Genomic DNA, 17,846 nt, shown 5'->3' on the forward strand with positions numbered 1-17,846 from the left:
ATCCGATACGCCCTGTTTTCTAACCAAAACAGGAGTTCGCCACTATGCAACATCTTTCCCAGTTGGCTTCGCGGGCCTGCCGGCCAGCCGCCTTCGTCGTGCGGGAGGCAACATGTTCACCGGCATAATCGAATCCATCGGCAGCATCGCCTCCATCACCCCAAAGGGCGGTGACGTCCGGCTGTACGTGAAGACCGGCAAGCTCGACCTCGCCGACGTCAAGCTCGGCGACAGCATCGCGGTCAACGGCATCTGCCTGACCGCGGTGGACCTGCCCGGCGACGGCTTCTGGGCCGACGTCAGCCGCGAGACCCTGGCGCGCACCGCTTTCGCGCAGCTCAAGGTCGGCAGCCGGGTGAACCTGGAAAAGGCCCTGACCCCGACCACCCGCCTGGGCGGCCACCTGGTCAGCGGTCACGTCGACGGCGTCGGCGAGATCGTCAAGCGCGAGGAAAACGCCCGCGCCATCCAGTTCACCGTGCGCGCGCCGCGCGAGCTGGCCAAGTACATCGCGCTCAAGGGCTCGATCACCGTGGATGGCACCAGCCTGACGGTGAACGCGGTCAATGGCGCCGAGTTCGAGCTGACCATCGTTCCGCACACCGTGCAGGAAACCATCATGGCCGACTACCGCCCCGGGCGCCTGGTCAACCTGGAGGTCGACCTGCTGGCGCGCTACCTGGAGCGCCTGCTGCTGGGCGACAAGGCCGCCGAACCCGCTGCCGGCTCGACCGGCATCACCGAAGCATTCCTGGCCGAAAACGGCTTTCTGAAACACTGATAAGGCTTGTCCCCGTATGGCACTCAACAGCATTGAAGAACTGCTCGACGACATGCGTCAGGGCAAGATGGTCATCCTCATGGATGACGAGGACCGCGAGAACGAAGGCGACCTGATCATCGCCTCCGAGTGCGTCCGCACCGAAGACATCAACTTCATGGCGCGCTTCGCCCGCGGCCTGATCTGCATGCCGATGACCCGCGAACGCTGCGAACGCCTCGGCCTGCCGCTGATGGTGCAGCGCAACGGTTCCGGCTTCGGCACCAAGTTCACCGTCTCCATCGAGGCCGCCGAGGGCGTCACCACCGGCATCTCCGCCGCTGACCGCGCCCGCACCGTGCAGGCCGCCGCGGCGAAGAACGCTGTCGCCGCCGACATCGTCAGCCCCGGCCACATCTTCCCGCTGATGGCCCAGCCCGGCGGCGTGCTTGCTCGCGCCGGCCACACCGAGGCGGCCTGCGACCTGGCGCGCATGGCCGGTTTCGAGCCCTCCGGCGTGATCTGCGAGATCATGAACGACGATGGCACCATGGCCCGCCGCCCGGAACTGGAAGAGTTTGCCCAGCAGCACGGCATCAAGATCGGCACCATCGCCGACCTGATCCACTACCGCCTGATCCACGAGCGCACCGTCGAGCGCCTCGCGGAACAGCCGCTGGACACCGAACTGGGCCAGTTCAAGCTGATCACCTACCGCGACTCCGTGGAAGGCGACGTGCACCTGGCGCTGACCCTGGGCAACGTCTGCGCGGAAGAGCCGACCCTGGTTCGCGTGCACAACCCCGACCCGCTGCGCGACCTGCTGATGGTCAACCAGGCGGGCCGCTGGAGCTTGCGTGCAGCCATGGCCAAGGTGGCCGAGGCCGGCACCGGCGTAGTCCTGCTGCTGGGCCACCAGGTTGGCGGCGAGGACCTGCTGGCGCACGTCCGCGAGATCACCAACGCCCATGCTCCGGTGCAGAAACCGACCACCACCTACAGCACCGTGGGCGCCGGTTCGCAGATCCTGCGCGACCTGGGTGTACGCAAGATGCGCCTGATGTCGGCACCGATGCGCTTCAACGCGATATCCGGTTTCGATCTCGAAGTAGTAGAATACCTGCCCGCTGAATGAACCCTACCGCCGTGCCCTGGCACGGCGGTGCCGTTCTTCTACCCTATTTGCGGAGCGTCACGAGACGCTCCGGCTCTTTAACAGACGAGACCTGCCCATGACCCTGAAGACCATCGAAGGTACCTTCATCGCCCCCAAAGGCCGCTTCGCCCTGGTGGTTGGCCGCTTCAACAGCTTCGTGGTGGAAAGCCTGGTGGAAGGCGCCATCGACGCGCTGGTGCGCCATGGCGTCGCCCAGAGCGAAATCACCGTGATCCGCGCTCCGGGCGCCTTCGAAATCCCGCTGGTAGCGCAGAAAGTCGCCCAGCGCGGTGAGTTCGACGCCATCATCGCCCTCGGCGCGGTGATCCGTGGCGGCACCCCGCACTTCGAATACGTAGCCGGCGAATGCACCAAGGGCCTGGCGCAGGTTTCCCTGCAGTTCGGCGTGCCGGTCGCCTTCGGCGTGCTGACCGTAGACTCCATCGAACAAGCTATCGAGCGCTCCGGCACCAAGGCCGGCAACAAGGGCGCCGAAGCTGCCCTGTCCGCCCTGGAAATGGTGAGCCTGCTGTCGCAGCTGGAGGCCAAGTGAGCCAGGACAGCGGTACTCCGGCCAAACCCGCCAAGCCCAACAAGATCGCCATGCGTCGCAAGGCTCGCAGCCTCGCGGTGCAGGCCCTGTATTCCTGGCAGATGGCGGGCCAGCCGCTCAACGAGATCGAGGCCGCCTTCCGCGTCGATAACGACTTCAGCGATGTCGACGGCGCCTATTTCCACGAAATCCTCCACGGCGTGCCGCGCCTGAAGGGCGAGCTGGACAAGGAGTTCACCCCTTGCCTGGACCGCGCGCTGGAAGAGATCGACCCGGTCGAGTTGGCGATCCTGCGCCTTTCCACCTACGAGCTGCGCAACCGCCTGGACGTACCCTACAAGGTCGTCATCAACGAAGGCATCGAGCTGGCCAAGACCTTCGGCGCCACCGACGGACACAAGTTCGTCAACGGCGTGCTGGACAAGTTGGCCCCGCGCCTGCGCGCCGCCGAACTGCGCGGCGCCAAGCGCTGAGAACCTGTCCATGCTCTTACTGCGAGACCGTGATCGGAACTCATGCGCTGCTCGGAATCCTCATTTATGGCTCATAAACTCCGGTTCCTGTGCTGCTCTTCGTTCCGCTGACGGCCTCTCGCTACAGATCCTGAACAGGTTCTGAGCATGGGTGAGTTCGAGCTGATCCGTCGCTACTTCGCCTCGGCCGCCTGTGCGGCCGGCGGCGAGGTAGTGGCATTGGGGATCGGCGATGACTGTGCGCTTCTTGCGCCCAAAGCCGGCGAACAGCTGGCGATTTCCACCGATACCCTGGTCGCCGGCGTGCATTTCCCCGCTGTCTGCGATGCCTTCCTTCTTGGCCAGCGCGCCCTGGCGGTCTCCGCCAGCGACCTGGCCGCGATGGGCGCCTCGCCCATCGGCTTCACCCTGGCCCTGACCTTGCCCGAGGCTGACCCGGCCTGGCTCGAAGGTTTCGCCCGTGGCCTGAACCTGAAGGCCCAGGAGTGCGCCATGGCGCTGATCGGCGGCGATACCACTCGTGGCCCGTTGTCCATGACCATCACCGTGTTCGGCGCCGTGCCCGCCGGGCAGGCGATCACCCGTGCCGGCGCCCGGCCGGGCGACCTGCTCTGTGTCGGCGGTGCGTTGGGCGAAGCGGGCGGCGCGCTGCCGCTGGTGCTGGGGGAGCTTTCAGCCGAGCCGGCCATCGCCGAGCCGCTGCTGGCGCGCTACTGGTCGCCCCAGCCGCAACTGGCGTTCGGCCAGGCTCTGCGGGGCATGGCCAGTGCGGCGCTGGATGTTTCCGACGGACTGCTGGCCGACTGTGGGCATATCGCCCGAGCTTCCGGTGTGGCGCTGGTCATCGAGGCCGAGCGTTTGCCCGCGAGCGCGCCGCTGGAGGCGCTGCTGGGTGCCGAGCGCGCACGACAACTGAAGCTCGGCGCGGGGGATGATTACGTACTGGCCTTCACGCTGCCGCCCGAGCACTTGCCCGTTCTTTCCGCGAACTGGCCGCAACTCTGTGTGGTCGGTAGGGTGGAGGCCGGCTCCGGCGTTCGCGTGCTGGACGCGCAGGGGGCCGATATCACGCCGCGCCAGGGCGGCTACCTGCATTTCATGGAGTGACCGTGACAGAACACCCCGACCAGGCTCCCGCACAGCCCGTGCCCCATTCGGTATGGAGCAATCCCTGGCATTTCCTGGCCTTCGGCTTCGGTTCCGGCACCCTGCCCAAGGCGCCCGGCACCTGGGGCTCGCTGGTTGCGCTACCCTTCATACCACTGTGGCAGTTGCTCCCGGACTGGGGGTATTGGCTGATGCTGGGCGTGACCATGCTGTTCGGCTTCTGGCTATGCGGCAAAGTGGCGGACGACCTGCGGGTGCATGACCACGAAGGGATTGTCTGGGACGAGATGGTCGGCATGTGGATCACCCTCTGGCTGGTGCCGGAAGGCTGGTGGTGGCTGCTGGTCGGGTTCGTGGTGTTTCGCATCGTCGATATTTCCAAGCCCTGGCCGATCAGTTGGGTCGACCGCAACGTCCATGGCGGCGTGGGCATCATGCTCGATGACGTGCTGGCCGGCGTGTTCGCCTGGCTGGTGATGCAGGGGCTGACCTGGGGTTGGGCCCGCTGGCTGATCTGAGGAAGATCGATGCGCCGACTGCTGTACCTGCTTTGCGTACTGTGGTGGCTGCCGGCATGGGCGGATGGCCCGCCCACTGAAATTCGTGTCGCCAGCGAAGCCTGGGTCAACTACACCCAGGCCGATGGCCGTGGGTTGGCCTGGGATCTCCTGCGTGCCTTGTACGAGCCGCAGGGCGTGCGCCTGGTCCCGCGCAGCGAGCCTTATGTGCGCTCGGTCGGCCTGGTGCAGCGCGGCGAGGCGGACGCCTGGGTTGGCTCCTATCGTGACGAAATCAGCAACGTCATCTACCCGCGCTGGCCCTACGACGTCGACCCCATCGGCGCGCTGGGGCGCAAGGATTCCCCGGCGCCGACGTTGGCCGACCTGGCCCGCTTCCGCCTGGCCTGGATGCGCGGCTACGCCTTCGACCGCTACCTGGATCACCTGACACAGCGCAACGAATTGCAACGCCGCAGCTCGGCATTGCCGATGCTCGCTAACCGGCGAATCGACTATTTCATCGATGCCCGCCCCGAGTTGGAGGAAATGCTCCAGGGCAAGGGCGTCGATGCCAGCGTCTACCGGATCACCGATATCGCCTCGATTCCGCTGTATCTTGGCTTTGCCAACAACGAACGCGGCCGCGCGCTGGCGCAGCTGTTCGATGCGCGTATGCAGGTGCTCTATCGCAGTGGCGAACTGGAGCGCCTGTTCAAGCGCTGGCATTGGCCCTATGCCCCGTTGAAGCCGCTGCTGCCACCCAAGGAGTGATCGTGATGCCGCGCCTGTTCCTGCTGTTCTGCCTGTCCTTCTGCTCCGCGCTGGCGCTGGCTGCGCCCCAGGTGCGCGTGGTGGGGCTGTTCCCCGGAGCGGCGGTGCTCAACATCGATGGCCAGCGCAAGCTGCTCAAGGTGGGCCAGACCGGTCCGGAAGGCATCCAGTTGATCAGTGCCGACGCCCACAAGGCCGTGCTGCGCGTCGGCGGTATGGAGCAGAGCTACGCGCTGGAGCGCGAGTACAACGACGGCGGTTATTCGGCGCCGGCGGCGCGCACCGAGATGAGCATCGCCCGCGGCAACGGAGGCCACTACTGGGTCTCCGGGACCATCAACAACCAGAGCGCGCAGTTCCTGGTGGACACCGGCGCCACCTCGGTGGCGATGAACGAAGGCCAGGCACGCCGCCTGGGTATCGACTACCGCGCCGTTGGCACACCCATGATGGCCTCCACCGCGAGCGGCACAGCCAGGGGCTGGAAGGTTTCGCTCAACAGCGTGAAGCTCGGTGGCGTCGAGGTGCTGGGCGTGGAAGCGGTGGTGCTGGAAGGCGAATTCCCCACCGAAATCCTGCTCGGCATGAGCTACCTCAACCGCGTGGGTTGGCGTGAGGATCAAGGGATGATGTACATCCAGGCCAAGCATTGAGAGCTTGCCCAGAATCTGCTGCGCGCCGCTTCCATCGATAGCGTCGATGCTTATCTTGCAGAATTCGCAATGACGGTGCGGCCGGCGCTGCTGCTACAATGCCGGTCCTCCTTCCTTAGATAAATCTTTCAGGAGTTTCCGGTGTCTGTCGTTTTCGTCGCCGCCTCCAAGCTGCCCACTCCCTTCGGCGAGTTCACCATGCATGGCTTCCTCGATGAGGAAACCGGCAAGGAACACGTCGCCCTGACCATGGGCCAGCTCGACGACGGCCTGCCGGTGCTGGGACGTCTGCACTCCGAGTGCCTGACCGGCGATGCGCTGTTCAGCCTGCGCTGCGACTGTGGTTTCCAGCTCGAAGGCGCACTCTCGGCCATCGCCAAAGAAGGTCGCGGCGTGCTGCTGTACCTGCGTCAGGAAGGCCGTGGCATCGGCCTGCTCAACAAGATTCGCGCCTACGCCCTGCAGGATGAGGGTGCGGACACCGTGGAAGCCAACCTGGCCCTGGGTTTCGGCGCCGACCAGCGCGACTACGCCATGTGCCTGCCGATGCTCAAGCACCTGGGCGTCTGCTCGCTGAAGCTGATGACCAACAACCCGCGCAAGGTGAAGGCGCTGGAAGGCTACGGCCTGACCGTTGCCGAGCGGGTGCCGCTGCAGAAGGGCCTGAACCCGCACAACAAGCGCTACCTGGCGACCAAGGCCGGCAAGCTCGGCCACATGCTGGGCAACATGCATCAGGGCGAAGCCGAGGCCGAGGTCGAAGCTTCGTGAACCGCGCCGTCGCGCGGCGCCGGCTGAATCTGATCTGGTGGCTGCTGCTGGCCCTCGCGCTGGCGCCGCAGCATCTGCTGCTGGCGCTGGTGGGTGAAACGGGCTGGTCTGAACAGCTGGCCACGCCGGTTTTCGTCGCCGGGCTGATCTCGATGTTCTTCACCCTGCCGCTGTTCCGTGGCTACAAGCGCGCGCTGGTCGCCGCGCAGAACGCCCGTGACTCCGCCGAAGAGCCCGCGGCCTGGCAGGCGCTCGGCGCCGCGCAACGCCGTGGCGTGCTGGTCGGCAGCCTGCCGGCCTGGCTCGGTGCTCTGGCGGTGCTGGTCGACCTGAGTGGCGTCGCCGTCCTACTGCTGGGGCTGGCCAGCCTGGTCATCCTCTGGCTGTACCGCATTCCCCGCCAGCTCGTCTGAATGCGTCGTCTCCTCTGCCTGCTTTCACTGCTGCTGGCGCTGCCGTTGGCGGCGGCGGAGCGGGTGGTCAGCCTGGCGCCGTCCCTCACCGACATGGTGCTCGAACTCGGCGCGGCCGACCGGCTGGTCGGCGTGCTCGATGGTGGGCCGCGTCCGCCGGGGCTGGATGGCCTGGCGTCGGTGGGGCGTTATGGGCAGGTGAATCTGGAGCAGGTGCTCAACCTGCGCCCCGATCTGCTGCTGGTGTGGCCCGGCGCCGTGCCGGAAGCGCAGTTGGCGCGGCTGAAATCCTTCGGTATTCCCCTCTACATCGCTGATCCCCATCGCCTGGAGGACGTCGCGCGGCAACTGCGCGAGCTGGGCGAGCGCCTGGGCCGGCAGGAACAGGGACAGGTGCTGGCGAAGCATTTCGAAGAGCGTTTGCAGACGCTGCGTAGCCAGTTCCACCGGGAGCGGCCGCTGAAGGTGTTCTATCAGGTCTGGAATCGCCCGCTCTACACGCTGGGCGGCAACCAGATCATCAGCGATGCGCTGGGCGTGTGCGGCGGCCGCAACCTGTTCGCCGACCTCAGCCTGCCGGCGCCGCAGGTCAGCCAGGAGGCCGTGCTGGCGCGCGATCCGGAGGTGATCCTGGGGGGCAGCCATGCCGAGCTGCAATCCTGGACACAGATGCCGCAGCTCACCGCCACGCGCCTGGGCCAGCTCTGGCCCATCCCCGACAAGAATCTGGAGCGACCGAGCTACGCGATGCTCGATGCCACCGAGAAGCTCTGCCGGTTGTTGGCGGGGGCCAAGGTCACGGACTGAGTGGGGTGGGTTCGCGAGCGCCTGTATCAGAACCCCTCCAGCACGATCTTGCCCTTGGCCGTATTGCTCTCCAGCAGCGCGTGGGCGCGGCGCAGGTTGGCCGCGTCGATTCGGCCGAAGTGCTCGCCCAGGGTGGTCTTCAGCACGCCGCTGTCGATCAGCCCGGCCACGCGTTGCAGCAGTTTGTGCTGCTCGATCATGTCGTCGGTCTGGAACATCGAGCGGGTGTACATGAACTCCCAGTGCAGCGACAGGCTCTTCTGCTTGAGCAGGCGCACGTCGAGGTTCTCCGGGTCGTCGATCAGCGCCAGGCGGCCTTGCGGGCGCAGGCTGGCGACGATCTCGGCCAGGTGCTGTTCGGTCTGGTTCAGGCTGGCCACGTGGGTGACTTCGCCGATGCCGATGCGTTTGAGCTCCTCGCTCAGCGGTTTGCGGTGATCGATCACGTGGTGCGCGCCGAGGTTGCGCACCCATTCCTGGGTTTCCGGCCGCGACGCGGTGCCGATCACGGTCATGCCGGTGAGCTGGCGCGCCAGTTGGGTGAGGATCGAGCCAACGCCGCCGGCCGCGCCGACGATCAGCAGGCTCTGGCCCTTGCTGGCGCTGCCCTCGGCTACCTGCAGGCGGTCGAACAGCAGCTCCCAGGCGGTGATGGTGGTCAGCGGCAGGGCGGCGGCATGGGCGAAGTCGAGACTCTGCGGCATATGGCCGACGATGCGCTCGTCCACCAACTGTAACTCGGCGTTGCTGCCGGGGCGGGTCAGGTCGCCGGCGTACCAGACCTTGTCGCCCGGCTTGAACAGGCTGACTTCGCTGCCCACCGCGCGGACCACGCCGCTGGCGTCCCAGCCGAGCACCTTGTACTGGCCTTCGGCGGGCTGGGCGCGCAGGCGCACCTTGGTGTCCACCGGGTTGACGGAAATGGCGCGGACCTCCACCAGCAGGTCGCGCGGGCCGGGCGTGGGCTCCGGCAACTGGATGTCGATCAGGGCGTTCGGGTCGCTGCTGGGCAGGCTCTGGGTGTAGCCGATGGCTTTCATGGGCGTTCCTTTCAGTCGATGCGGTTCATCAGGCGAATGTCGAGTTCCGCCAGGTCAGGTTCGGAGGCCTTCAGCAGGGCCTGGAAGTGCGGGCTCGCTTCGTGTTCGGCGAGGGCGTCTTCATCACGCCACTGCTCGATCATGTAGATCAGATCGGCGTCCTTGATGTCGCGGTGCAGGTCGTACTGCAGGCAACCGGCTTCGGCGCGGGACGGCGCGAGCATGTCGTGCAGGTGCTGCTGCAGGCTGTCCGCGCGGCCGGGCTTGGCGCGAATGATGGCGATCAGGGTCAGGCTCATCCGTAAGGTCTCCAGGTGCGTTGAAGGTGAAGGCATGCTGCTCTCTTTCGCCATCAAGAAAAACCGCGTAAGTAGAGAGTCTCTTTCAAAGGAATTTTGAAAATGTTGCGTTTCGACGACCTGCAGATCTTCGTCCGCACCGCCGAACACGGCAGTCTCTCGGCCGCGGCCCGCGAGCTGGAACTATCGCCGGCGGTGGCCAGCGCGGCGCTCAAGCGCCTGGAAAGCGAGTTGGACGTGCGGCTGTTCGCCCGCTCCACCCGCAGCCTGCGCCTGACCGCCGAGGGCGAGCTGTACCTGGCCCATGCCCGCGCGGCGTTACAGAGCCTGGATGATGGCCGCCAGTTGCTGGCCGGCGGCAAGAGCGAGATCGCCGGCAACTTCCAGGTCTCGGCGCCTTCGGATTTCGGCCGCAACGTGCTGCTGCCCTGGCTCGACGAGTTCCAGACACTGCATCCACGGATGAACCTGCGCCTGCTGATCAGCGACCGCCAGGCCGATCTCTACCGCCAGCCGGTGGACGTGGCGTTCCGCCTGGGCTTGCCGGGGGATTCGAACCTGGTGGCGCTGCCGCTGGCCCCGGACAACCGCCGGGTACTCTGCGCCGCGCCGGACTACTTCACCCGCCACGGCAAGCCCAGGCATCCGGACGAGCTGCAAAAGCACAACTGCCTGCTCTACATGCTCGGCGGCCGCGCCCATGAGCGCTGGCGCTTCAGCGACAGCCGCAAACAGCACGAGGTGACGGTGCGCGGTGACCGCCTCTGTGATGACGCGGACGTGGTGCGCCGCTGGGCGGTCTCGGGGCAGGGCCTGGTGTACAAGTCCTGGCTGGACGTGGCGGCTGACGTGCGCGCCGGCCGCCTGGAGGTGGCGTTGGCGGACTACCTGGGCGAAGCCACGCCGATGAATCTGTTCTGCACCCACCGCGCGCAGCTCAGCCGGGCGGTGACTCAGCTGCGCGAGTTCATCCAGTTGCGCTGCGCCGAGCTGATGCGGGATCGGCCCTGGGCGTAAACCCTAGAGGGGCTGGTAGCGATGAATGGCGCTGCCCAGGCCCCAGATGCTGGCGAAGGCCAGCAACATCAGGACGGTCGGCAGCAGGCTCCACCACAGGCGGGGCGCCAGGGCTGACAGCTCCAGGCGGCGCTGGCTTATCCACAGGCTGGCGGCGCACACCGAGGCGCCGAGCAGGGCGCCGGCGGTGATGTCGCTGGGCCAATGGGCGCCCAGGTAAACCCGCGAAATGGAGATGAAGGCCGCCGGGATGACTGCCAGCAGCATCCAGGTCAGGCGCACGCGCGGGCTTTTCTCGCGGCTGGCCAGCACGCCGAGCACCAGGAAGAAGGCGAAGGAGGCCGATGCGTGGCCGCTGGGCATGCTGAAGGCCGACAGCGGGTCGGCGATCACCTCGGGGCGGGCGCGCCCGAAGAAGTGCTTGAGCGTGGTGTTGAGCAGCGCCGTGCCGACCAGGGTGCCGGCGGCGAAGATGGCGTGGCGCCACAGGCGCAGCACGGCGAGGAGCAGGGCGAGGAGGGCGCCGGCGATGAACTGGGTGCGGAAGTCGCCGACTCGGGTGACGGCCACCATCACCTCATCCAGCCAGCCCTGGCGATGCTCCTGCACCAGCGCCATCAGGCCGTGGTCAAGGGCGTCCAGGTGCGGCCAGCCGACCAGCATGGCGATCAGCAGGGCGAAGCAGCCAATGGCGCCGATCAGCGGTGCGTTGCGTTCCTTGCGCAGTTCGGCGTGGATGATCAGCGCCAGCACCGCCGCGATGCACGCGGCAACCACCCCGGCCTCCGCCCAGAAACCTTCCGGCAGCGGCAGCCGCATGGCGGCGCCGGTTGCCCAGCCGGGCACCAGGTAGGCGATGGACCAGCCGGCAGCGGCGACGATCGAGACGGCGAGGAAACGGCCGAAGGGCATGTCGAGCATGCCGGCGATCATCGGCAGGAACGGCCGCAGCGCGCCGATGAAGCGGCCGACCAGCAGGCTGGCGACGCCGTAGCGGGCGAAGAAGCCCTCGGCGCCGGCCAGCCATTCCGGGCGATGGCGCAGCACAGGCAGGCGGCGGATGTCCTGGTGGAAGTGGCGGCCGATCCAGTAGGACGAGATATCGCCCAGCAGGCCGCCGAAGAACGCCAGCGCCAGGGTTTCGCCCAGACCCAGGATGCCGCTGCCGGCCAGCACGGCGATGGCGAAGAGCATCACCACGCCGGGCAGGAGGATGCCGATGATGGCGGCGCATTCGAGGAAGGCGACCAGGAACAGGACCCCGGCAAGCCATTGCGGGTGGGTGGCCATCCAGGTGTTGAAGGCAGCGAGGTCGATCATCGCAGTGGGGCGTCCTGAGTTTCGAGCAGGTGGTAGTCGCGTCCTTCGACCTGTCCGCGACGCAGCGGGTTGCGCGTGCAGAAGGGGGCGAAGGCGGCATCGACGAAGCGGTATTGCAGGTGTTCGTCGCGGCCGTGGGGAATGCCCAGGCGCGCGGCCTGGATGACTTGCGCGGGGTGCTCGCCGAGGTCGTCGACGAACAGTCGCTGCGGATCGAAGCGCTGGGCGTCCCAGTCCGGCACCTTCAGGCCCATGGCGCGGCAGAGCAGGGTCTGGCCGGCGCAAAGCTTGCCGATGGGGCGCTCGCTGCCGTCGGCGGCCGGGTTGAGCTGGCGCATGCAAGCCAGGGCGGCGTCGCCGGAGATGCGGTCCATCCAGGGGTGTCCGGACTTGATCAGCACGGCGTTGCCGGCGCCGCCGGCGCTGAAGTTGAGCGAATCGCCGCCGCGCGCGTAGTACATATAGATGTGCCCGCCGTCGAGGAACAGCGCCTTGCGCTTCTCGGTGTAGCCGAGGGATGCGTGGCTGCCTTTCTCGGCCAGGTAGTAGGCTTCGGTCTCGATGATCCGCGCCGACAGCCAGAGGTCGCCGACCCGGTGGCGGATCACCTTGCCCAGCAGTTCCCGGGCGACGGTGAGCGCATCGCGGTTGAAGAAGGTATCCGGCAGGGGATTGGCGTCGGGCCAGGGCAAACTTAGGTTGGGTTCGTCGGGCATCGGATTGTCGGGCCAGGAGAGCCGGTCTTAGGCTGGCGAATCATAACAACAAGAATCTTAACCATGGCTGAACGCGTCCGGGCCGACAGCGCCCACATCACTCCAAGCGCGCACTACACCGGTTACGTGTGGTTCCGCCATCAACTGGCCGAACCGGCCTTCGCCACGACCTTCGGCCGCTGGGTGCATGGCTGCGTGGCGCCGATCAACTGGGGCGCGCGCATCGGCTTCGGCCTGAATATCGAAGACTTCCTGCTGCAGCGTCATTTGCTGATCGACGCCCGGCTCTCCCAGGCTATCGAGCAGCGCGGGGTCACCCAGGTGGTGGAGATCGCCTGCGGGTTGTCGCCCCGTGGCCGGCGCTTCCGCCAGCGTTATCCACAGCTCACTTACCTCGAGGCCGACCTGCCGCCCATGGCTGCGCGCAAGTCGGAGCTGCTGCAGGAGCAGGGCTGGCTCGACGGCAAGCACCGCGTGCGGCCCGTGGATATCCTCGCCGAGCACGGCGAGCAGAGCCTCGGCGCCCTGCTGGCCGGGCTCGACCCGAGCCGTCCGGTGGTGGTGATCACCGAAGGGCTGGTGAACTACTTCCAGCGGCCGGTGATCGAGGGCTTCTGGCGACGGCTGGCGGAGGCGCTGCGGGTATTCCCGGAGGCGACCTACCTGACCGAGCTCTATCCTGACCTGCGCGAGCATCCGCGCTACCGGCAGATTCGCTGGGGTGTGGGGCTGATCGGGCGGCTGACTCGGGGCGGGTATCCGCTGCATTACCGCAGTGCCGGGGAGATCGGCGAAGCATTCCGCGGCTGCGGGTTCGGCCGGGTGTCGGTGCTCGATCCGCAGGTGGATGGCGCGGGGTTGGGCTTGCCGAAGGGGCGGATGCCGAGTCTGGTGCGGGTGATCGAGGCGCGGGTTTAGATTCTGGGCCGGGCGGTTCGCGAGTAAGCTCGCTCCTACAAGGTCCCGGATGCACCGGAGCCGCTTTTTGTAGGAGCGAGCTTGCTCGCGAACGGTGCCAGGTCGTAGGGCGGATAAAACGGAACGCTTTATCCGCCACCTCTCTTCGATTGACCCGGCTGATGGCGGATAACTCCCGAGGCGTCATGCGCCCTACGGGGATTATTTATCAGGCTGCGAAGGCCCCCTGCTGCATCGGCACCACCATCGCCGCCAGCGCCGCGCTGGCCTGTGGGTCGCCGTGGGCGAAGATGAAGGCCAGGCCGTCGCCGCTGTAGCGCAGCGGCAGGATATCCAGCTCGGGCAGGTCGGCGGAGGCCAGCTTCCATCCCCGTGCCGGGCGCTCGGCTGGCAGTTGGACGCGAATCAGCCCGCCGAAATACCCCAGCTCCGCCAGCTCGCAGCGCCATTCGCCGCCTTCGCCATTGCGCAGCACGGCACGGGTGTCGGACGGCGCCAGGCGCGGTTCGAAACGGCGCTCCAGATGCAGCAGTTGCTGACGCTGGAAGCGTGTGCTGCCCGCCGCGCTGCGGGGCAGGGCTTCACCTCGCAGGAAGGGGTTGTACAGCCGGGCGCAGGCGTCGCGGCGTTCGAACTGGGCCAGGTGGTCGGCGTTGTGGATCAGGGCGAATTGCGCGTCCGCACAGGCGTGGGCGAACTCGGCGTGCTCCCACGGCTGGGTGAAGTGATCGTATTCGCCGGCCAGCACCAGGGTCGGGCACTGCGGATGGCGGTCGAAGCCGCCGAAGGCCAGCAGGCGCTGGCTGTTCTGTCGGTAGCGCTCGATTTCCGCCGGGGTCAGGCGCTGCAACTGCCGCAGCAGGGCCTTGCGAAATACCGGGGAGACACCGGTATCGGCCAGGCGCAGCGGGTTGATCAGGCCGGTCAGCACGCCGTAGGCGAAGGGCTCCTGCTCGCCCAGCTCCAGGCGGGCCAGGGCCTCTTCCAGCAAGGCGCGGGCGCCGGGACGGCCGAAGGCGGTGATGCCGGCCAGCAGCAGGCGCGCGCAACGCCGTGGGTGGCGGGCGGCGAACAGCGCCGCCAACGCAGAGCCGTAGGACAGCCCGATGGGCATCAGCGGCGGCAACTGCAGGGTCTCGGCGAAGGCGGCGATCAGGTCAGCCAGGTCTTCCAGGCTCAGCTCTGGCGCCAGTTGCAGGTTGCCGCCCTGGCTGGGCAGGTCGAGCAGGATCACCGGATGCCCGGCGAGCAGCTCGGAGACCTCGCTGGCGAAGGAGCGGAAGCTCTGGAACGCGCCCCCCAGCAGCAGTACCGGCGGCCTGGGGTCGTCTTCCCGCGAGGAGAAGGCCTGGTAATGCAGTTGCCAACCGTCCAGATCGAGCACCGCGGGAGCGGCGCTCAGCGTCTGGGCGCTGTAATCGGTGCGATAGCGCATGGCAGTTCTCCGGCGGTGGGCCGCCTCTTGTTGTTCTTCCCTGGCGCCGTGTGATGGAGGCACGGGGGCATTTCGCACCAGGGCCTGCAGCCGTTCAGGCGAGGCCGATGCGAAACGACTGCAGGCCCTGAGCAAAGTAAACAGTGGATACGAATTTGTTTACCCAACCTTCGGGGGGCGATGTGCGAGGGGAACGGCCTGGGTGTCACCGTTTCGCCGCCGGGCGCCTGGGCGTGCGCAGGGATGGCGTTACCCGGATGGGCGTGAAACGGCCTGTCTACCGGCCGGCTGCTGTGGCTGGCCGGTAAGGGCGCGGTCCCGCTATAATCGCGCATTTCCCTCACGCAGACGCGTTAGATCATGACCGAGTCCGTTCTCGACTATATGAGCCGCCTGGGCCGCGCCGCCCGTGAAGCGTCGCGCGTTGTCGCGCGCGCCACGACCGCGCAGAAGAACCAAGCCCTGCTGGCCGCTGCCGATGCCCTGGACGCCGCCCGCGCCCAGCTGACCGAAGCCAACGAAAAGGACTTGGCCAACGGCCGCGCCAATGGCCTGGAACCAGCCATGCTGGACCGCCTGGCCCTGACCCCGGCACGCATCGACGACATGATTGAGGGCCTGCGCCAGGTCGCGTCGCTGCCGGACCCCATCGGTGAGATCCGCGACATGCGCTACGTGCCGTCCGGCATCCAGATCGGCAAGATGCGCGTGCCGCTGGGCGTGGTGGGGATCATCTACGAATCCCGTCCGAACGTGACCATCGACGCCGCCAGCCTGTGCCTGAAGTCGGGCAACGCGACCATCCTGCGCGGAGGCTCCGAGGCGATCCATTCCAACCAGGCCATCGCCGCCTGCATCCAGCAGGGCCTGGCCGCCGCCGGTCTGCCGGCGAGCGCCGTGCAGGTGGTGGAAACCACCGACCGCGCTGCCGTCGGCGCGCTCATCACCATGCCCGAGTTCGTCGACGTGATCGTTCCGCGCGGCGGCAAGAGCCTGATCGAGCGCATCAGCCGCGACGCCAAGGTCCCTGTGATCAAGCACCTGGACGGCATCTGCCACGTCTACATCGACGTTGCCGCCGACCTGGACAAGGCGATCCGCGTCGCCGACAACGCCAAGACCCAGCGCTACGCGCCGTGCAACACCATGGAGACGCTGCTGGTCCACTCCGGCATCGCCGACCGCGTGCTGCCGCCGCTGGCCGCCATCTACCGCGACAAGGGCGTGGAGCTGCGCGGCGACGCCGCCACCCGCGCGCTGCTGGGCAACGACGTGCTGGAAGCCACCGAGGAAGACTGGCGCACCGAGTACAACGCGCCGATCCTGTCGATCCGTATAGTCGATGGCTTGGAACAGGCCATCGAGCACATCAACACCTACGGCTCGCAGCACACCGACGCGATCATCACCGAGAACTTCACCGACGCCCGCCGCTTCCTCACCGAAGTGGATTCGGCCTCGGTCATGGTCAACGCCTCGACCCGCTTCGCCGATGGTTTCGAGTACGGCCTGGGCGCGGAGATCGGCATTTCCACCGACAAGCTGCACGCCCGCGGCCCGGTCGGCCTGGAAGGCCTGACCAGCGAGAAGTACGTGGTGTTCGGCGACGGGCACGTGCGCACCTGATGAAGAAGGCGCGTCCCCGGCGGATCGGCCTGTTCGGCGGCACCTTCGATCCGGTGCACATCGGCCACCTGCGCAGCGCGGTGGAGATGGCAGAGCAGTTCGAGTTCGACGAACTGCGCCTGATGCCCAACGCTCGTCCGCCGCACCGCGACACCCCGCAGGTGAAGCCGGCGCAGCGGCTGGCGATGGTCGAGCTGGCGGTGGCCGGCGTGGCCCCGCTGGTGGTCGACGACCGCGAGCTCAAACGTGACAAACCCTCCTACACCATCGACACCCTGGAGTCGCTGCGTGGGGAGCTGGATGAGCAGGACCAGTTGTTCCTGCTGGTCGGCTGGGACGCATTCTGCGGTCTGCCGACCTGGCATCGCTGGGAAGAGTTGCTGGAGCACTGCCATGTCGTCGTGCTGCAGCGCCCGGATGCCGACAGCGAGCCGCCGGAAGACCTGCGCGACCTGCTGGCGGCGCGCAGTGTTGCCGACCCGAAGGCGATGACCGGCCCGGCCGGGCAGATCACCTTCGTCTGGCAGACGCCGCTGGCAGTTTCCGCCACCCAGATTCGCCAACTCCTGTCGCAAGGGCGCTCGGCGCGCTTCCTGGTGCCGGACGCGGTGTTGAACTATATCGAGGCACACGGCCTGTACCAGGCGCCTCACTGATCAAGTTAGAGAGTCATTCAATGCAAACCGAACAACTGGTCGAGCTGGCCATCGCCGCTCTGGAAGATCTCAAGGCGCAGGACATCACCGTCATCGATGTGCGCGAGAAAACCAGCATCACCGACGTCATGGTCATCGCCACCGGCAGCTCCGGCCGCCAGGTCAAGTCGCTGGCCGACAACGTGCTGGAGAAGGTCAAGGAACAGGGCGTCAAGCCGATTGGCAGCGAAGGCCAGGAAGGCGGCGAGTGGGTTCTGATCGACCTCGCCAACGTCGTGGTCCACGTCATGCAGCCGGCCACCCGCCAGTTCTACGACCTGGAGCGCCTGTGGCAGGGCGCCGAGCAGAGCCGCGCACACCACAGCGCCGAGTAAGTCCGCCGTGCGTCTGCGTCTGATCGCGGTCGGCTCGCGCATGCCGCGCTGGGTGGAAGAGGGCTGGCAGGAGTACGTCAAGCGCCTGCCCTCGGAGCTGTCCCTGGAGCTAGTGGAAATCCCGCTCAACACGCGTGGCAAGAATGCCGACGTGGCGCGGCTGATTCGCCAGGAAGGCGAGGCCATGCTGAGCAAGGTCCAGCCCGGGGAACGCATCGTCACCCTGGAAGTCGAAGGCAAGCCCTGGAGCACCCCCCAGCTGGCGCAGGAGCTCGACCGCTGGCGCCTGGACGCGCGCACCGTCAACCTCATGGTCGGCGGGCCGGAAGGCCTGGCGCCGGAGGTCTGCGCGCGCAGCGAACAGCGCTGGTCGCTGTCGCCGCTGACCCTGCCGCATCCGCTGGTGCGCATCCTGGTTGGCGAGCAGATCTACCGCGCCTGGACGGTTCTGTCCGGGCACCCCTACCACAAGTAGTCGTAG

General features: G+C 67.1%; 22 protein-coding genes. 17 read left to right on the forward strand and 5 right to left on the reverse strand.

Annotation, left to right across the window (positions count from 1 at the left end; genetic code table 11):
* The first annotated feature begins 112 nt into the window (after positions 1-112).
* The 11 genes from O6P39_RS03420 to O6P39_RS03470 all read left to right on the forward strand — a co-directional run bounded on the left by O6P39_RS03420 (position 113) and on the right by O6P39_RS03470 (position 7,964).
* Positions 113-781: a riboflavin synthase gene (locus O6P39_RS03420; protein ID WP_275610030.1), complete on the forward strand. Its 669-nt coding sequence runs from the start codon at positions 113-115 to the stop codon at positions 779-781.
* Positions 782-797: 16 nt separating this feature from the next.
* Positions 798-1,895, forward strand: coding sequence for a bifunctional 3,4-dihydroxy-2-butanone-4-phosphate synthase/GTP cyclohydrolase II (ribBA, locus tag O6P39_RS03425; protein ID WP_275610031.1), 1,098 nt, complete (start codon positions 798-800; stop codon positions 1,893-1,895).
* Positions 1,896-1,992: 97 nt separating this feature from the next.
* A complete protein-coding gene (gene ribE, locus O6P39_RS03430) occupies positions 1,993-2,469 on the forward strand; it encodes a 6,7-dimethyl-8-ribityllumazine synthase (protein WP_081517125.1) in 477 nt (158 codons plus the stop codon).
* Between the two features lie 50 nt (positions 2,470-2,519).
* Positions 2,520-2,942: a transcription antitermination factor NusB gene (nusB, locus tag O6P39_RS03435; protein ID WP_275611876.1), complete on the forward strand. Its 423-nt coding sequence runs from the start codon at positions 2,520-2,522 to the stop codon at positions 2,940-2,942.
* 147 nt (positions 2,943-3,089) lie between these two features.
* Positions 3,090-4,049 carry a thiamine-phosphate kinase gene (thiL, locus tag O6P39_RS03440; RefSeq protein WP_275610032.1) on the forward strand — a complete coding sequence of 320 codons (960 nt, stop codon included), beginning with the start codon at positions 3,090-3,092 and terminating at the stop codon, positions 4,047-4,049.
* 2 nt (positions 4,050-4,051) lie between these two features.
* On the forward strand, positions 4,052-4,567 hold the full coding sequence (locus tag O6P39_RS03445; protein ID WP_275610033.1) for a phosphatidylglycerophosphatase A: 516 nt from the start codon (positions 4,052-4,054) through the stop codon (positions 4,565-4,567).
* A 9-nt stretch (positions 4,568-4,576) separates the two neighbouring features.
* A complete protein-coding gene (locus O6P39_RS03450; protein ID WP_275610034.1) occupies positions 4,577-5,320 on the forward strand; it encodes a transporter substrate-binding domain-containing protein in 744 nt (247 codons plus the stop codon).
* A 5-nt stretch (positions 5,321-5,325) separates the two neighbouring features.
* Entirely contained in the window at positions 5,326-5,973 is a 648-nt protein-coding gene (locus tag O6P39_RS03455) for a TIGR02281 family clan AA aspartic protease (protein ID WP_275610035.1), read from the forward strand.
* 141 nt (positions 5,974-6,114) lie between these two features.
* Entirely contained in the window at positions 6,115-6,744 is a 630-nt protein-coding gene (gene ribA, locus O6P39_RS03460; RefSeq protein ID WP_275610036.1) for a GTP cyclohydrolase II, read from the forward strand.
* Positions 6,741-7,157 carry an MFS transporter gene (locus O6P39_RS03465; protein ID WP_275610037.1) on the forward strand — a complete coding sequence of 139 codons (417 nt, stop codon included), beginning with the start codon at positions 6,741-6,743 and terminating at the stop codon, positions 7,155-7,157. Before ribA ends, O6P39_RS03465 begins: the two co-directional genes overlap by 4 nt.
* A complete protein-coding gene (locus tag O6P39_RS03470) occupies positions 7,158-7,964 on the forward strand; it encodes a cobalamin-binding protein (protein ID WP_275610038.1) in 807 nt (268 codons plus the stop codon).
* Positions 7,965-7,990: 26 nt separating this feature from the next.
* Here the strand turns inward: O6P39_RS03470 and O6P39_RS03475 are convergent, their stop codons facing one another.
* A complete protein-coding gene (locus tag O6P39_RS03475; RefSeq protein ID WP_275610039.1) occupies positions 7,991-9,004 on the reverse strand; it encodes a zinc-binding alcohol dehydrogenase family protein in 1,014 nt (337 codons plus the stop codon).
* Positions 9,005-9,015: 11 nt separating this feature from the next.
* Positions 9,016-9,303, reverse strand: coding sequence for a putative quinol monooxygenase (locus O6P39_RS03480; protein WP_275610040.1), 288 nt, complete (start codon positions 9,301-9,303; stop codon positions 9,016-9,018).
* Positions 9,304-9,405: 102 nt separating this feature from the next.
* Between O6P39_RS03480 and O6P39_RS03485 the strand changes: the two genes are divergently transcribed.
* Positions 9,406-10,320, forward strand: coding sequence for a LysR family transcriptional regulator (locus O6P39_RS03485; RefSeq protein WP_275610041.1), 915 nt, complete (start codon positions 9,406-9,408; stop codon positions 10,318-10,320).
* A 3-nt stretch (positions 10,321-10,323) separates the two neighbouring features.
* Here the strand turns inward: O6P39_RS03485 and O6P39_RS03490 are convergent, their stop codons facing one another.
* Entirely contained in the window at positions 10,324-11,640 is a 1,317-nt protein-coding gene (locus O6P39_RS03490; RefSeq protein WP_275610042.1) for a bifunctional DedA family/phosphatase PAP2 family protein, read from the reverse strand.
* Complete coding sequence (locus tag O6P39_RS03495) at positions 11,637-12,356, reverse strand: DNA-3-methyladenine glycosylase (RefSeq protein ID WP_275610043.1); 720 nt, start codon at positions 12,354-12,356, stop codon at positions 11,637-11,639. Before O6P39_RS03495 ends, O6P39_RS03490 begins: the two co-directional genes overlap by 4 nt.
* 63 nt (positions 12,357-12,419) lie before the next feature.
* Between O6P39_RS03495 and O6P39_RS03500 the strand changes: the two genes are divergently transcribed.
* Positions 12,420-13,274 (forward strand): class I SAM-dependent methyltransferase, encoded by an 855-nt coding sequence (locus O6P39_RS03500; RefSeq protein WP_275610044.1) that lies wholly within the window; start codon positions 12,420-12,422, stop codon positions 13,272-13,274.
* A gap of 208 nt (positions 13,275-13,482) precedes the next feature.
* On the opposite strand, the gene O6P39_RS03505 is transcribed toward O6P39_RS03500, so the two are convergent.
* Positions 13,483-14,709 carry an alpha/beta hydrolase gene (locus O6P39_RS03505; RefSeq protein WP_275610045.1) on the reverse strand — a complete coding sequence of 409 codons (1,227 nt, stop codon included), beginning with the start codon at positions 14,707-14,709 and terminating at the stop codon, positions 13,483-13,485.
* 360 nt (positions 14,710-15,069) lie between these two features.
* Here O6P39_RS03505 and O6P39_RS03510 point away from each other — a divergent pair, with 360 nt between their 5' ends.
* Genes O6P39_RS03510 through rlmH form a run of 4 tightly spaced genes read left to right on the forward strand, consistent with a single transcriptional unit; the run spans position 15,070 to position 17,840 of the window.
* Complete coding sequence (locus tag O6P39_RS03510) at positions 15,070-16,335, forward strand: glutamate-5-semialdehyde dehydrogenase (protein WP_275610046.1); 1,266 nt, start codon at positions 15,070-15,072, stop codon at positions 16,333-16,335.
* Positions 16,335-16,991, forward strand: a complete 657-nt coding sequence (gene nadD / locus O6P39_RS03515) for a nicotinate-nucleotide adenylyltransferase (protein ID WP_275610047.1) — start codon at positions 16,335-16,337, stop codon at positions 16,989-16,991. The genes O6P39_RS03510 and nadD overlap by 1 nt, the downstream gene beginning before the upstream one ends.
* Positions 16,992-17,011: 20 nt before the next feature.
* Positions 17,012-17,365 carry a ribosome silencing factor gene (rsfS, locus tag O6P39_RS03520; RefSeq protein WP_275610048.1) on the forward strand — a complete coding sequence of 118 codons (354 nt, stop codon included), beginning with the start codon at positions 17,012-17,014 and terminating at the stop codon, positions 17,363-17,365.
* 7 nt (positions 17,366-17,372) lie between these two features.
* On the forward strand, positions 17,373-17,840 hold the full coding sequence (rlmH, locus tag O6P39_RS03525) for a 23S rRNA (pseudouridine(1915)-N(3))-methyltransferase RlmH (RefSeq protein ID WP_205338922.1): 468 nt from the start codon (positions 17,373-17,375) through the stop codon (positions 17,838-17,840).
* Positions 17,841-17,846 lie beyond the last annotated feature (6 nt).

The sequence above is a fragment of the Pseudomonas sp. PSE14 genome, assembly GCF_029203285.1.
Taxonomy (GTDB): Bacteria; Pseudomonadota; Gammaproteobacteria; order Pseudomonadales; family Pseudomonadaceae; genus Pseudomonas.

Coding starts and splice junctions, on each gene's coding strand:
- O6P39_RS03475 (WP_275610039.1), bottom strand. CDS start 9,004: ATGAAAGCCATCGGCTACACCCAGAGCCTGCCCAGCAGCGACCCGAAC.
- thiL (WP_275610032.1), top strand. CDS start 3,090: ATGGGTGAGTTCGAGCTGATCCGTCGCTACTTCGCCTCGGCCGCCTGT.
- O6P39_RS03505 (WP_275610045.1), bottom strand. CDS start 14,709: ATGCGCTATCGCACCGATTACAGCGCCCAGACGCTGAGCGCCGCTCCC.
- O6P39_RS03485 (WP_275610041.1), top strand. CDS start 9,406: ATGTTGCGTTTCGACGACCTGCAGATCTTCGTCCGCACCGCCGAACAC.
- O6P39_RS03420 (WP_275610030.1), top strand. CDS start 113: ATGTTCACCGGCATAATCGAATCCATCGGCAGCATCGCCTCCATCACC.
- nusB (WP_275611876.1), top strand. CDS start 2,520: ATGCGTCGCAAGGCTCGCAGCCTCGCGGTGCAGGCCCTGTATTCCTGG.
- O6P39_RS03500 (WP_275610044.1), top strand. CDS start 12,420: ATGGCTGAACGCGTCCGGGCCGACAGCGCCCACATCACTCCAAGCGCG.
- ribE (WP_081517125.1), top strand. CDS start 1,993: ATGACCCTGAAGACCATCGAAGGTACCTTCATCGCCCCCAAAGGCCGC.
- ribBA (WP_275610031.1), top strand. CDS start 798: ATGGCACTCAACAGCATTGAAGAACTGCTCGACGACATGCGTCAGGGC.
- O6P39_RS03450 (WP_275610034.1), top strand. CDS start 4,577: ATGCGCCGACTGCTGTACCTGCTTTGCGTACTGTGGTGGCTGCCGGCA.
- O6P39_RS03495 (WP_275610043.1), bottom strand. CDS start 12,356: ATGCCCGACGAACCCAACCTAAGTTTGCCCTGGCCCGACGCCAATCCC.
- O6P39_RS03490 (WP_275610042.1), bottom strand. CDS start 11,640: ATGATCGACCTCGCTGCCTTCAACACCTGGATGGCCACCCACCCGCAA.
- O6P39_RS03510 (WP_275610046.1), top strand. CDS start 15,070: ATGACCGAGTCCGTTCTCGACTATATGAGCCGCCTGGGCCGCGCCGCC.
- O6P39_RS03455 (WP_275610035.1), top strand. CDS start 5,326: ATGCCGCGCCTGTTCCTGCTGTTCTGCCTGTCCTTCTGCTCCGCGCTG.
- O6P39_RS03470 (WP_275610038.1), top strand. CDS start 7,158: ATGCGTCGTCTCCTCTGCCTGCTTTCACTGCTGCTGGCGCTGCCGTTG.
- rsfS (WP_275610048.1), top strand. CDS start 17,012: ATGCAAACCGAACAACTGGTCGAGCTGGCCATCGCCGCTCTGGAAGAT.
- O6P39_RS03480 (WP_275610040.1), bottom strand. CDS start 9,303: ATGAGCCTGACCCTGATCGCCATCATTCGCGCCAAGCCCGGCCGCGCG.
- nadD (WP_275610047.1), top strand. CDS start 16,335: ATGAAGAAGGCGCGTCCCCGGCGGATCGGCCTGTTCGGCGGCACCTTC.